10 protein-coding genes are annotated in these 14010 nt (G+C 64.1%); 6 read left to right on the plus strand and 4 right to left on the minus strand.

What is annotated here, in order from left to right:
- Positions 1-19 precede the first annotated feature (19 nt).
- The 3 genes from CFB89_RS07285 to CFB89_RS07295 form a co-directional block, all read right to left on the minus strand.
- On the minus strand, positions 20-1234 hold the full coding sequence (locus CFB89_RS07285) for an HlyD family secretion protein (protein ID WP_089467303.1): 1215 nt from the start codon (positions 1232-1234) through the stop codon (positions 20-22).
- 52 nt (positions 1235-1286) lie between these two features.
- Entirely contained in the window at positions 1287-2783 is a 1497-nt protein-coding gene (locus CFB89_RS07290; protein WP_089467304.1) for an efflux transporter outer membrane subunit, read from the minus strand.
- 87 nt (positions 2784-2870) lie between these two features.
- Positions 2871-3362 (minus strand): MarR family winged helix-turn-helix transcriptional regulator, encoded by a 492-nt coding sequence (locus tag CFB89_RS07295; RefSeq protein WP_089467305.1) that lies wholly within the window; start codon positions 3360-3362, stop codon positions 2871-2873.
- 327 nt (positions 3363-3689) lie between these two features.
- Here CFB89_RS07295 and typA point away from each other — a divergent pair, with 327 nt between their 5' ends.
- From typA to CFB89_RS07330, 6 genes are all read left to right on the plus strand, one after another.
- The gene (gene typA / locus CFB89_RS07300) at positions 3690-5516 is read left to right on the plus strand and encodes a translational GTPase TypA (RefSeq protein ID WP_006476159.1); all 1827 of its coding nucleotides are present in this window, start codon (positions 3690-3692) and stop codon (positions 5514-5516) included.
- A 317-nt stretch (positions 5517-5833) separates the two neighbouring features.
- Complete coding sequence (locus CFB89_RS07310) at positions 5834-8698, plus strand: 2-oxoglutarate dehydrogenase E1 component (RefSeq protein ID WP_089467307.1); 2865 nt, start codon at positions 5834-5836, stop codon at positions 8696-8698.
- Between the two features lie 135 nt (positions 8699-8833).
- On the plus strand, positions 8834-10111 hold the full coding sequence (gene odhB, locus CFB89_RS07315) for a 2-oxoglutarate dehydrogenase complex dihydrolipoyllysine-residue succinyltransferase (RefSeq protein WP_089467308.1): 1278 nt from the start codon (positions 8834-8836) through the stop codon (positions 10109-10111).
- A gap of 81 nt (positions 10112-10192) precedes the next feature.
- Positions 10193-11623, plus strand: coding sequence for a dihydrolipoyl dehydrogenase (lpdA, locus tag CFB89_RS07320; RefSeq protein WP_059499048.1), 1431 nt, complete (start codon positions 10193-10195; stop codon positions 11621-11623).
- A 99-nt stretch (positions 11624-11722) separates the two neighbouring features.
- Positions 11723-12820, plus strand: a complete 1098-nt coding sequence (gene zapE / locus CFB89_RS07325; protein WP_059499047.1) for a cell division protein ZapE — start codon at positions 11723-11725, stop codon at positions 12818-12820.
- A 149-nt stretch (positions 12821-12969) separates the two neighbouring features.
- Positions 12970-13380 carry a transposase gene (locus CFB89_RS07330; protein WP_179233385.1) on the plus strand — a complete coding sequence of 137 codons (411 nt, stop codon included), beginning with the start codon at positions 12970-12972 and terminating at the stop codon, positions 13378-13380.
- A gap of 117 nt (positions 13381-13497) precedes the next feature.
- Here CFB89_RS07330 and CFB89_RS07335 read toward each other — a convergent pair whose 3' ends face one another.
- Positions 13498-13959: a DUF2147 domain-containing protein gene (locus CFB89_RS07335; protein WP_089467310.1), complete on the minus strand. Its 462-nt coding sequence runs from the start codon at positions 13957-13959 to the stop codon at positions 13498-13500.
- Positions 13960-14010 lie beyond the last annotated feature (51 nt).

The raw sequence follows: 14010 nt of genomic DNA on the forward strand, positions 1-14010 counted from the left end.
CTTTCCGAAGTCGGAACGGTTACATCATTTTCGCGGCGCTGCCTTGCTTCGCCGCGACCGGCGTCGATGCATTGCCGCCGGCGTTCTCGGCGATGATGCGCGCGATTTCGGCGTCGGCTTCGTCGCCGTATTTCGCGAACACATTGGTCTCGTAGACGGTGTTCGGCGCGTTGACGAGCTGGTCGCCGCGTTCGTCCTTGATGTCCACGTCGACCTGCATCGACAGGCCGATGCGCAGCGGATGCTTGTCGAGTTCCTTCGGGTCGAGCTCGATCCGCACCGGCAGGCGCTGCACGACCTTGATCCAGTTGCCGGTCGCGTTCTGCGCCGGCAGCAGCGAGAACGCCGAACCCGTGCCGGCCGAGAAGCCGACGACCTTGCCGTGGTACGTGACCGACGAACCGTAGATGTCGGCCGTCATCTCGACCGGCTGGCCGATGCGCATGTGCTTCAGCTGGACTTCCTTGAAGTTCGCGTCGACCCACACGGCATTGAGCGGCACCACCGACATCAGCGGGTTGCCGGGCGACACGCGCTGGCCGACCTGCACCGAGCGCTTCGCGACGTAGCCGGTGACCGGCGCCGGCAGCACGTTACGCGCGTTGGCGAGGTACGCGTCGCGCACCTTCGCGGCGGCGGCCATCACGTTCGGGTGCGATGCGATCGTGGTGTTCGCGGTCAATGCGCGATTCGATGCGAGTTGCTGCTGCGCGGCGTCGACCGATGCCTGCGCGGCCTTCACCGCGTCGCGTGCGTGCGAGATTTCTTCCTGCGACACGGCGCCCGTTTGCGCGACGGCGAGGCGGCGACGCAGGTCGTCCTGCGCCTTCGACAGATCGGACTGGCGCAGCGCGACTTGCGCGCGATACTGGTCGTCGTTGACGAACAGGCCGCGCACCTGGCGCACCGTCTGCGCGAGGTTCGCTTCCGCCTGCTGCAGTGCGACCTGCGAATCGGCCGGATCGAGCACGACGAGCGGATCGCCGGCCTTGACCGTTTGCGTATCGTCCGCCTTCACGGCGATCACGGTGCCGGTGACTTGCGGTGTGATCTGCACGACGTTGCCGTTCACGTACGCGTCGTCGGTGTCTTCATGGAAGCGAGCGACGAGGAAGTAGTACAGGCCGTATGCGATGGCCGCGATCACGATGACCGCGACGAGCAGCGTCATCATTCGTTTGCGCTTGCCGTTGTTCTGCGGCTGCGCGCTGGCGGCGTTTTGTTGGTCGCTCATGGCGATTTTCTCCGTCCGTTATTTCGAGTGTCTGCGTAGTGGTGGCGCCGGCTCAGTTGGCGGCTTGTTTGGTCGGCGTGGCGGCGTCGGGCGCGGCGAGCGGCGTGCCGGTCGCGTCGAATCCGCCGCCGAGCGCCTTGATCAGCGCGAGCTGCATGTCGCGGCGACGCATCTTCAGGTTGGTCACCGTCTGCTCCGATGCGAGGCGGTTGCTGTCCGCCGTCAGCACCTGCAGTTGCGGCGACAGGCCGGCCTTGTAGCGGATGACCGCGAGATCGTACGCGCGCGTCGATGCGTCGAGCGCACGTTGGGCGTCGCCCATCTGGCGATCGACCGCGCGGATCGACGCGACCTGCGTCGCGACGTCGTTCAGTGCGCTGATCAGCGTCTGGTTGTAGTTCGCGACCGACAGGTCGAAATCGGCGTAGCGGCCTTTGAGCTGGGCGCGCAGCGCGCCGGCATCGAAGATCGGCAGGTGGATCGCCGGGCCGAACTGCGCCTGGCGGCTCGCGAAGTTCAGGAATTTGCCCCAGCCGAACGCATCGAAGCCGAAACCGGCTGCGAGGTTCACGTCGGGGTAGAACTCGGCCTTCGCTTCCTTCACGTCGTGCATCGCGGCTTCGACCTGCCAGCGCGCGGCGACGATGTCGGGGCGGCGCGACACGAGATCCGCCGGCAGGTTGCCGGGCAGCGTGACGTCGCCGCTCGGGTTCATCACGGGCGCCGCGATCTGCAGGCCGCGATCCGGGCCCTTGCCGAGCAGCGCGGCGAGCTGGTAGCGCACCGTCGTGATCTGGCCGTCGAGGTCCGACAGCGAAGCCTGGGTCGTCGCGATGTTGCCGCGGGCCGTCTGGCGTTCGACGTTGGTGTCGAGGCCGGCCGAGACGCGGCCGTCGGTGATCTTGCCGACCGTTTCGCGGTTGGTGATCTCGCGCTGCGCGATGTCGCGCAGCGCGTAGAGCTGCGCGAGCGAGTTGTAGGTGCGCGCGACCGACGACGCGAGCGTGATGCGCGCCTGCTGCATGTCGGCTTCGGCGGCCTTTTCCTGCGACACGGCCGTGTGCAGGCGTTCGCGGTTCTTGCCCCACAGGTCGAGTTCCCACGAGGCGCTGGCGAGCGCATTGTTCTCGCTGTACCACTGGCCGCCGTACGGGGGCGGGAACAGCGCGTTCGACGAATACAGCTCGCGCGTCCACGAATAGCTGGCTTCGGCCTTCGGCATCAGGTTCGAGCGGGACGATTCGATGTACGACGAGGCTTTCGCGATGCGCGCCTGCGCCTGTGCGATCGACGGGTTGCCCTGCAGCGCTTCGTCGATCAGCTTCGGCAGTTGCGGATCGCCGAACTGGCTGGCCCAGTCGAGCGCCGGCCACTGGCCGCCCTGGGCCGGCAGGCTCTGGGCGGATTCGAATTGCGACGCGGCGGCGATCTGCTTGTCGCTCTTGATGCCGATGTAATTCGCGCAGCCCGCCAGCGCCAACGCGGCGACCGCGGCGGCGACGGCGGCGCGGCACGACCCGGCGCGCACGGACAACGGGGAGGTTTTCATCGCGCTAACCCCTGACTCGGAATGAATGATGGACACTGCAAGGATTTCCTTACATTAATCTGTCAAAAGTAATTGTTATGGCAACTATTACGTGACGCTACCGCCGGCCGTCTCGCAATAGTTGCTGAGAATGCGGCGCAGCATGCTCTTCAGGAACCCGACTTCTTCCGGCGTAAACCCGTCCAGCACCTGGTCGAGCACGCTGCGAAAAATGGGCGGCAGCCGTTCGGCCAGCGCACGGCCTTCGTCGGTGAGTTCGAGGCGCACGACGCGCCGGTCCTCGATGCTGCGCACGCGAGACAGCAGGCCGCGTTTCTCGACCCGGTCGAGCAGGCGCGTGACCGCGCTTGCGTCGATTCCGTATTCGCGCGCGAGTTCGGCAGCTGTCGAGCACCTGCCGACCGCGATCATGAACAGCATGCTCGCCTGGGTGCCCGTGATGCCTAGCTCTTCCTGCGTGCGCTGCGTGACGAGGTTGGTCATCACGGACTTCACGCGCGACATCAAATAGCCGACGCTGTCGTTCATCTGATACGTGGACAGCGACGAAACGGGCGGTGGGGTGGGAGAATCCGACATAAAACCCTGAAGCTGCAATAGTTGACTAGGCAGCAGTATAGGCACAATTGCTTGCCGCGGCAAATGTTAATCGAACGGCAAAACGCGTGCTCTGTCCGGCGAGAATCCCTTATTTCGATAAGGTCTTTCGTTCGGCCACGGTGGGGGAAAGCCGGTTGGTTGGTTCGGGAAAGGAGGCCGGGATAGCCCGTTTTGCTGCGTTGCAACGCGCGGGTCAGCTCTCGCCACGCGCACGTGCTATAATTTGTGGCTCTTCAAGCTGCAACGCGCGCGCCCCGTGAAAAACGAGCGCGCGCGTTTGCGCGTTCAAACGATTTCCAGGTTTCTATGACCCGCGCCCTTCGCAATATCGCCATCATCGCCCACGTCGACCACGGCAAGACCACGCTCGTCGACCAACTGCTCCGCCAGTCCGGCACCTTCCGCGACAACCAGCAGATTGCGGAGCGGGTGATGGACTCGAACGACATCGAAAAAGAGCGCGGGATCACGATTCTCGCGAAGAACTGCGCGGTCGAATACGAAGGCACGCACGTCAACATCGTCGACACGCCGGGGCACGCGGACTTCGGCGGCGAAGTCGAGCGCGTGCTGTCGATGGTCGATTCGGTGCTGCTGCTCGTCGACGCGGTCGAAGGCCCGATGCCGCAAACGCGCTTCGTCACGAAGAAGGCGCTCGCGCTCGGCCTGAAGCCGATCGTCGTCGTCAACAAGATCGATCGTCCGGGCGCGCGGATCGACTGGGTGATCAACCAGACCTTCGACCTGTTCGACAAGCTCGGCGCGACCGAGGAGCAGCTCGACTTCCCGATCGTCTACGCATCGGGCCTGAACGGCTACGCGTCGCTCGACCCGGCCGCGCGCGAAGGCGACATGCGCCCGCTGTTCGAGGCGATCCTCGAGCACGTGCCGGTTCGCCCGGCCGATCCGGAAGCGCCGCTGCAGCTCCAGATCACGTCGCTCGACTATTCGACGTACGTCGGCCGGATCGGCGTCGGCCGCATCACGCGCGGCCGCATCAAGCCGGGCCAGCCGGTCGTGATGCGCTTCGGCCCGGAAGGCGACGTGCTGAACCGCAAGATCAACCAGGTGCTGTCGTTCAAGGGGCTGGAGCGCGTGCAGGTCGAATCGGCCGAAGCGGGCGACATCGTGCTGATCAACGGTATTGAAGACGTCGGCATCGGCGCGACGATCTGCGCGGTCGACACGCCGGAAGCGCTGCCGATGATCACCGTCGACGAGCCGACGCTGACGATGAACTTCCTCGTCAACTCGTCGCCGCTCGCCGGCCGCGAAGGCAAGTTCGTGACGAGCCGCCAGATCCGCGATCGTCTGATGAAGGAACTGAACCACAACGTCGCGCTGCGCGTGAAGGATACCGGCGACGAAACGGTGTTCGAAGTGTCGGGCCGCGGCGAACTGCACCTGACGATTCTCGTCGAGAACATGCGCCGCGAAGGCTACGAGCTGGCCGTGTCGCGTCCGCGCGTGGTGATGCAGGAAATCGACGGCGTGCGTCACGAGCCGTACGAGCTGCTGACGGTCGACGTCGAGGACGAACACCAGGGCGGCGTGATGGAAGAGCTGGGCCGCCGCAAGGGCGAAATGCTCGACATGGCGTCGGACGGCCGCGGCCGTACGCGTCTGGAATACAAAATCTCGGCGCGCGGCCTGATCGGCTTCCAGAGCGAATTCCTGACGCTCACGCGCGGCACGGGCCTGATGAGCCACATCTTCGACTCGTACGCACCGGTCAAGGACGGCTCGGTGTTCGAGCGCCGCAACGGCGTGCTGATCTCGCAGGACGACGGCGCGGCGGTTGCCTACGCACTGTGGAAGCTGCAGGATCGCGGCCGCATGTTCGTGAAGCCGGGCGACGCGCTGTATGAGGGCATGATCATCGGCATCCACAGCCGCGACAACGATCTCGTCGTGAACCCGATCAAGGGCAAGCAGCTGACCAACGTGCGCGCGTCGGGTACCGACGAAGCCGTCCGTCTCGTGCCGCCGGTCCAGATGTCGCTGGAATACGCGGTCGAATTCATCGACGACGACGAACTTGTCGAAGTGACGCCGCAGTCGATCCGCCTGCGCAAGCGCTTCCTGAAGGAGCACGAGCGTCGCCGCGCGAGCCGCGAGGGCGCGGTTGACTAAGCATCGACTGTTCCCGCGCACGATGAAAAAGGCTGCCTTCGGGCAGCCTTTTTTGTATCCGCGCGTCGCGGAGCCGGAGTGTCTGAAAAACACTGTTCCCGCGGGTCGCGGCAATTCGGCAAAACCCCGCCGCACGGTGCTTTCAGGCACATTTCGCCGTGAACTCCGGTATCGGTTCTGTGATATGCTGCGCGCACGCAAGTTTTAGGTCCTTCCAAGCAAGACTTGATTCGCAATCCGCTAAACGGTCAGGCCGTGTCGCGGAAGGTTGAGTAACCCGCTATTTCTCGAGAAGCTCGAAGAAAGGTGAGCGTAAAATGTCAGATGTAATGAAGCAGTTCCAGCTGAACTCCTATCTGTTCGGCGGCAATGCTTCGTACGTTGAAGAACTGTACGATGCATACCTCAACAATCCGGCGTCGGTGCCGGAGAACTGGCGAGAGTATTTCGACGCGCTGCAGAACGTGCCCGCGACGGACGGCTCGAACGCCAATGACGTCGCTCACTTCCCGATCGTCGAATCGTTCGCCGAGCGTGCGAAGGCCAATGCCTTCATCCCGCGCGAAAGCACGAGCAATCTCGCGACCGCACGCAAGCAGGTGCACGTCCAGTCGCTGATCAGCGCCTACCGCTTCCTCGGCTCGCAATGGGCCAACCTCGATCCGCTGAAGCGTCGCGAACGTCCCGCCATTCCCGAACTCGAACCGGCTTTCTACGACTTCTCCGAAGGCGACCTCGACCAGACGTACAGCGCAAGCAACCTGTACTTCGGCTTCGACCAGGCTTCGCTGCGCGACATCGTCAAGGGTCTGCGCGACACGTACTGCGGCACGATCGGCGCCGAGTACATGTACATCAGCGATCCGGAACAGAAGCGCTGGTGGCAGGAGCGTCTGGAGTCGACCCGCGCGACGCCGTCGTTCTCGGTCGACAAGAAGAAGCACATCCTGAATCGCCTGACGGCCGCCGAAGGCCTCGAGCGCTACCTGCACACCAAGTACGTCGGCCAGAAGCGCTTCTCGCTCGAAGGCGGCGAAAGCTTCATCGCGGCGATGGACGAAGTCGTCCAGCACGCCGGCAAGAGCGGCGTGCAGGAAATCATCATCGGCATGGCTCACCGCGGCCGTCTGAACGTGCTGGTCAACACGCTGGGCAAGATGCCGGCCGACCTGTTCGCCGAATTCGAAGGCAAGCACGTCGACGACCTGCCGGCCGGTGACGTGAAATACCACAAGGGCTTCTCGTCGGACGTGTCGACGGAAGGGGGCCCGGTCCACCTGTCGCTCGCGTTCAACCCGTCGCACCTCGAAATCGTGAACCCGGTGGTCGAAGGTTCCGCGAAGGCACGGATGGACCGTCGCGGCGACGAAGACGGCCTGCAAGTGCTGCCGGTGCAGATCCACGGCGACGCGGCCTTCGCCGGCCAGGGCGTCGTGATGGAAACGCTGAACCTCGCGCAGACGCGCGGTTACGGCACGCACGGCACGCTGCACATCGTCATCAACAACCAGATCGGCTTCACGACGTCCGACCCGCGCGACGCGCGCTCGACGCTGTACTGTACCGACGTCGTCAAGATGATCGAAGCGCCGGTGCTGCACGTGAACGGCGACGATCCGGAAGCCGTCGTGCTCGCGATCCAGATCGCGATCGACTACCGGATGCAGTTCCACAAGGATGTCGTGATCGACATCGTCTGCTTCCGCAAGCTGGGTCACAACGAGCAGGACACGCCGGCGGTCACGCAGCCGCTGATGTACAAGAAGATCGCGCAGCACCCGGGCACCCGTGCGCTGTACGCCGAGAAGCTCGTGCAGCAGGGCGTGATCACCGCGGAAGACGCCGACAACTACGTGAAGGCGTACCGCAAGGCGATGGACGACGGCCACCACACCGTCGATCCGGTCCTGTCGAACTACAAGAGCAAGTACGCGGTCGACTGGGTTCCGTTCCTGAACCGCAAGTGGACGGACGCAGCCGACACGGCCGTGCCGCTCGCCGAACTGAAGCGCCTCGGCGAACGCATCACGACGGTCCCGGAAAACTTCAAGGTTCACCCGCTCGTCGAGCGCGTGATCAACGACCGCCGCAACATGGCGCGCGGCGACCAGCCGCTCGACTGGGGCATGGGCGAACACCTCGCGTTCGCGTCGCTCGTCGCATCGGGCTACTCGGTGCGCCTGACGGGCCAGGACTCGGGCCGCGGCACGTTCACGCACCGTCACGCGGTGCTGCATGACCAGAACCGCGAGCGCTGGAACGACGGCACGTACGTGCCGCTGCAGAACATCGCCGACGGTCAGGCGAAGTTCACGGTGATCGATTCGGTGCTGTCGGAAGAAGCGGTGCTGGGCTTCGAATACGGTTACTCGACCGCCGAGCCGAACACGCTCGTGCTGTGGGAAGCGCAGTTCGGCGACTTCGTCAACGGCGCGCAGGTCGTGATCGACCAGTTCATCTCGTCGGGCGAAGTGAAGTGGGGCCGCGTGTCGGGTCTCACGATGCTGCTGCCGCACGGCTACGAAGGCCAGGGTCCGGAACACTCGTCCACGCGTATCGAGCGTTTCCTGCAACTGTGTGCCGACCACAACATGCAGGTCGTCCAGCCGACGACGCCGGCGCAGATTTTCCACCTGCTGCGTCGCCAGATGATCCGCCTGTTCCGCAAGCCGCTGATCGTCGCCACGCCGAAGTCGCTGCTGCGTCACAAGGAAGCCGTGTCGGACCTGTCGGAACTGGCGAAGGGCTCGTTCCAGCCGGTGCTGGGCGAAACCGACGGCGGCATCGACGCGAAGAAGGTCAAGCGCGTGCTGGCATGCTCGGGCCGCGTGTATTACGACCTCGTCGCGCACCGCCGCGAAGCGAAGGCGAACGACGTCGCGATCATCCGTATCGAGCAACTGTATCCGTTCGCGCACAAGCAGTTCGAAGCCGAAATGAAGAAGTACGAGAACGCGACGGAAGTGGTCTGGGTGCAGGACGAGCCGCAGAACCAGGGCCCCTGGTTCTACGTCGAGCACCACCTGAAGGAAGGCATGAAGGAAGGGCAGAAGCTGGCATACAGCGGCCGTCCGGCTTCGGCCTCGCCGGCGGTTGGCTACTACGCGAAGCACTACGAGCAGCAGAAGGCCCTGATCGAAGGTGCATTCGGCCGCCTGAAGAGCGCATCGATCGCGAAATAACCGACGTCAAGCGAAACGGGAAGGCGCGCGGCGCTTTCCCGTCCCTTTTGGCCCCCGGGCGCGTCGCGCGCCGCACCGGCCGAAGGAATCGCACGAACCTCGTCATACCCCAGATTAAGCATCCAGGAAAATCACATGGCTATCGTAGAAGTCAAAGTCCCCCAGCTTTCGGAGTCGGTGTCGGAAGCCACCATGCTGCAGTGGAAGAAGAAGCCGGGCGAAGCAGTCGCGCAGGACGAAATCCTGATCGAGCTCGAGACCGACAAGGTCGTGCTCGAAGTGCCGGCGCCGGCCGCGGGCGTGCTCGCGCAAGTGCTGCAGAACGACGGTGACACCGTCGTTGCCGACCAGATCATCGCGACGATCGACACCGAAGCGAAGGCAGGTGCCGCCGAAGCAGCGGCAGGCGCGGCCGAAGTGAAGCCGGCGGCAGCACCCGCTGCAGCCGCACCGGCAGCCCAGCCGGCTGCCGCAACCGCGTCGAGCTCGGCTGCAGCATCGCCGGCCGCGTCGAAGCTGCTGGCCGAGAAGGGCCTGTCGGCAGGCGACGTCGCAGGTTCGGGCCGCGACGGCCGCGTCACCAAGGGCGATGCGCTGGCCGCAGGCAGCGCACCGAAGGCTGCTCCGGCCGCCGCACCGGCGAAGACCGCCGCCGCGAAGCCGACGCTGCCGGAAGTGAAGGTGCCTGCGTCGGCAGCGACCTGGCTGAACGACCGTCCGGAACAGCGCGTGCCGATGTCGCGCCTGCGTGCGCGGATCGCCGAGCGTCTGCTCGAGTCGCAGCAGACCAACGCGATCCTGACGACGTTCAACGAAGTCAACATGGCTCCGGTCATGGAGCTGCGCAACAAGTACAAGGACAAGTTCGAGAAGGAACACGGCGTGAAGCTCGGCTTCATGTCGTTCTTCGTGAAGGCGGCCGTGCACGCGCTGAAGAAGTTCCCGCTCGTGAACGCGTCGATCGACGGTAACGACATCGTCTATCACGGCTACTTCGACATCGGTATCGCGGTCGGTTCGCCGCGCGGCCTGGTCGTGCCGATCCTGCGCAACGCGGATCAGCTGAGCCTCGCCGAGATCGAGAAGAAGATCGCCGAATTCGGCCAGAAGGCGAAGGACGGCAAGCTGTCGATCGAGGAAATGACGGGCGGTACGTTCTCGATCTCGAACGGCGGCGTGTTCGGCTCGATGCTGTCGACCCCGATCATCAACCCGCCGCAGTCGGCCATCCTCGGCGTGCACGCGACGAAGGAGCGTCCGGTCGTCGAAAACGGCCAGATCGTGATCCGCCCGATCAACTACCTCGCGCTGTCGTACGACCACCGCATCATCGACGGCCGCGAAGCCGTGCTGTCGCTCGTCGCGATGAAGGATGCGCTGGAAGATCCGGCACGTCTGCTGCTCGACCTGTAAGCCGAGTCTCACTGCATCGACCCGTTCCGCAGGTTCGCGCCTACGCGCGAACCTGCGGGCGTACAAGTGGAAAGGATTGTCATGTCCAAGGAATTTGACGTCGTCGTGATCGGCGCCGGCCCCGGCGGCTACATCGCCGCGATTCGCGCCGCGCAGCTCGGCAAGACCGTTGCCTGTATCGAGAAGTGGAAGAACCCGGCCGGCGCGCTGAAGCTCGGCGGCACCTGCCTGAACGTGGGCTGCATCCCGTCGAAGGCGCTGCTCGCATCGTCGGAAGAGTTCGAGAACACGTCGCATCACCTGGCCGACCACGGCATCACGGTCGACGGCGTGAAGATCGACGTCGCGAAGATGCTCGGCCGCAAGGACGCGATCGTCGAGAAGATGACGAGCGGGATCGAGTTCCTGTTCAAAAAGAACAAGATCACCTGGCTGAAGGGCCATGGCAAGTTCACCGGCAAGACCGACGCCGGCGTGCAGATCGAAGTGAGCGGCGAGGGTGAAACCGAAGTCGTCACCGCGAAGAACGTGATCATCGCGACGGGTTCGAAGGCGCGTCATCTGCCGAACATTCCGGTCGACAACAAGATCGTGTCGGACAACGAAGGTGCGCTGACGTTCGACTCGGTGCCGAAGAAGCTCGCCGTGATCGGCGCGGGCGTGATCGGCCTCGAGCTCGGCTCGGTGTGGCGCCGCCTGGGTGCCGACGTGACGGTGCTCGAAGCGCTGCCGGCGTTCCTCGGCGCGGCCGACGAAGCCCTCGCGAAGGAAGCGGCGAAGCTGTTCAAGAAGCAGGGACTCGACATCCATCTCGGCGTGAAGATCGGCGACGTGAAGACGACCGCGAACGGCGTGTCGATCGCCTACACGGACAAGGACGGCAACGCGCAGACGCTCGACGCCGACCGCCTGATCGTGTCGGTCGGCCGTGTGCCGAACACCGACAATCTCGGCCTCGAGGCCATCGGCCTGAAGGCGAACGAGCGCGGCTTCATCGACGTGGACGACCACTGCCGCACGGCGGTGCCGAACGTCTACGCGATCGGCGACGTGGTGCGCGGCCCGATGCTCGCGCACAAGGCGGAAGACGAAGGCGTGCTGGTCGCGGAAGTGATCGACGGCCAGAAGCCGCACATCGACTACAACTGCATTCCGTGGGTGATCTACACGTACCCGGAAATCGCATGGGTCGGCAAGACGGAGCAGCAGCTGAAGGCGGAAGGTCGCGAGATCAAGACGGGCAAGTTCCCGTTCTCGATCAACGGCCGCGCGCTCGGCATGAACGCGCCGGACGGTTTCGTGAAGATGATCGCGGACGCGAAGACCGACGAGCTGCTCGGCGTGCACGTGATCGCGGCGAACGCGTCGGACCTGATCGCGGAAGCCGTGGTGGCGATGGAGTTCAAGGCGGCGTCGGAAGACATCGCCCGCATCTGCCATCCGCACCCGTCGATGTCGGAAGTGATGCGCGAAGCGGCGCTCGCCGTCGACAAGCGCTCGCTGAACAGCTGAGCGCGGTATAGCGCCGGCCGGCCACCGGCTGGCGCAACCGTCTCATGACGAGGGCGGGCGGGTTTTCCCGCTCGCCTTTGTTTTTTCCGGTTTGCCCTGATGAACGTCACCGAATACTACACACGCGAGTTGACCACGCGCGGCTATCAGTCCGATCCCGCTCAGCGCGCGGCCGTCGATCGCCTGCAGCGCTGTTTCGACGAATGGGTCGACTACAAGGCGCGCCGCTCGAACGCGTTCAAGAAGCTCATCAATCACCCGGATCTCCCGCGCGGCGTCTACATGTGGGGCGGTGTCGGCCGCGGCAAGAGCTTCCTGATGGACAGCTTCTACGCGGTGGTGCCCGTGCAGCGCAAGACACGCCTGCATTTCCACGAATTCATGCGCGAAGTGCACCGCGAGCTCGAGGAGCTGAAAGGGCAGGCCGATCCGCTCGACGAACTCGCGCGACGCATCGCGAAACGCTATCGGTTGATCTGCTTCGACGAGTTCCACGTATCGGACATCGCCGACGCGATGATCCTGTATCGCCTGCTCGACCGCCTGTTCAACAACGGCGTGCAGTTCGTGATGACGTCCAATTACGATCCCGACGACCTGTATCCGGACGGCCTGCATCGCGACCGCATGCTGCCGGCGATCGCGCTGATCAAGGAAAAGCTCGACGTGCTCAACGTCGACGCGGGGGTCGACTATCGTCAGCGCACCCTTGCGCAGGTGAAGATGTATCACACGCCGCTCGGCGCGGAGGCCGATCGCGAACTGCGACATGCATTCGGCAAGCTCGCGGCCGTGCCCGACGAGAGCCCGATCCTGCATATCGAGAAGCGCGAGCTGAAGGCGCTGCGCAAGGCGGACGGCGTCGTGTGGTTCGATTTCGCGACGCTGTGCGGCGGCCCGCGTTCGCAGAACGATTACCTCGAGCTGGCGAGTCGCTTCCATGCGATCGTGCTGTCCGAGGTGCCGCAGATGTCGCCGCGGATGGCGTCGGAAGCGCGCCGTTTCACTTGGCTCATCGACGTACTGTACGACCACAAGGTCAAGTTGCTGATGTCCGCGGCGGTGCCGGCCGAGGCGTTGTACGTCGAAGGGCCGATGGCCAACGAATTCGCGCGTACGGTCTCGCGCATCGTCGAGATGCAGTCGAAGGAGTATCTCGAAACGCCGCGCCGCATCGTCGATACGTCGTTGACCTGAGCCGCTTGCCGGCTCGGGCAATTAGCGGCATTTAAACGTCAATTTCGGTTAGATTTCGCCGATCTCCGGGTATTTTCGGATTTGTCTTATATTCATCGTTGAGGTGAGCCGATATTGTGGTGTCATGGTTATTAAGGCTGGAGATGTCCATGACACCGTATCGCGATTTGACCGACCAAGAATGGCGCTGCGTCGCGCCGCTTCTGCCCGAAATGCAGCCGCGCACCGAGTTGCGCGGCCGGCCGTTAGCCAATACGCGGGCCGTGCTCAACGGTGTGCTCTGGGTGATCTACAGTGGCGCGACATGGTCGGCCATGCCGCGCCGTTACCCGTCGTATCAAACATGTCATCGCCGTTTCAAGGTGTGGCATGAAACGGGCACGCTGATGAACGTGATGCGTGAACTCTATGGCGACGCCGGCATGAATCTGTGCAATGAACTGTCCGCGCGGATGCGCAAGCACACGCAATCGAAGGCGGCGGAGGCGCGTAGCAACGCGGCGCCCGCATATCGTGCGCCGGGTAGCTATGCATCGGATGCAATGAAGCACGCGGCATGAGGGTCATCGTTTTTTCGTTGCGCGCGCACCAAAAGAAATCGGCCTGGCGACGTCGTCGCAGGCCGATTTTTCATTGAACCGCGCTCAGCTGAGCCGCGCGTTCTGACGCGTATGGCGTTATTGCTGGCGAACCCAGGTTTGCGACCGGCCCAGCAGCGACACGCCGATGTAGCCGCGCACCACGAGCTTCTGGCCGCCGTCTTCAAGCGTCATCTTGCACTTGTAGACCTTGCCGTTCTCCGGGTCGAGGATGTTGCCGCCGTCCCAGTGGTCGCCGTCCTTCTTCATCGCCTTGATGATCGTCATGCCCTTGATGAGCTGATCCTTGCGCTCGTCCGTGCACGCGGTGCAGCGGCGATCGGGCGTATCGTTCGCGCCGAGGCCCTTGACGACCTTGCCCGTCAGCGCGCCGTCGCCGTCCTCGGCGATCTGCACGAGCGCCTTCGGTTGATGGGTGTTGTCGTCGATCGTTTGCCACATGCCGATCGGGCTGTCGGCTTGTGCGAACGTGGGGGCTGCGCACGCGAGCAGGGCGCCGGCGATGGCGATCGCCCGCAACGGGCGGGTCAGTCGAATCATTGTCATCCTCCTTGTTTTGCATGTCTGTTCGATTCGCTCGCACGACCGTCT

Source organism: Burkholderia sp. AU16741 (assembly GCF_002223345.1).
GTDB lineage: Bacteria > Pseudomonadota > Gammaproteobacteria > Burkholderiales > Burkholderiaceae > Burkholderia > Burkholderia sola.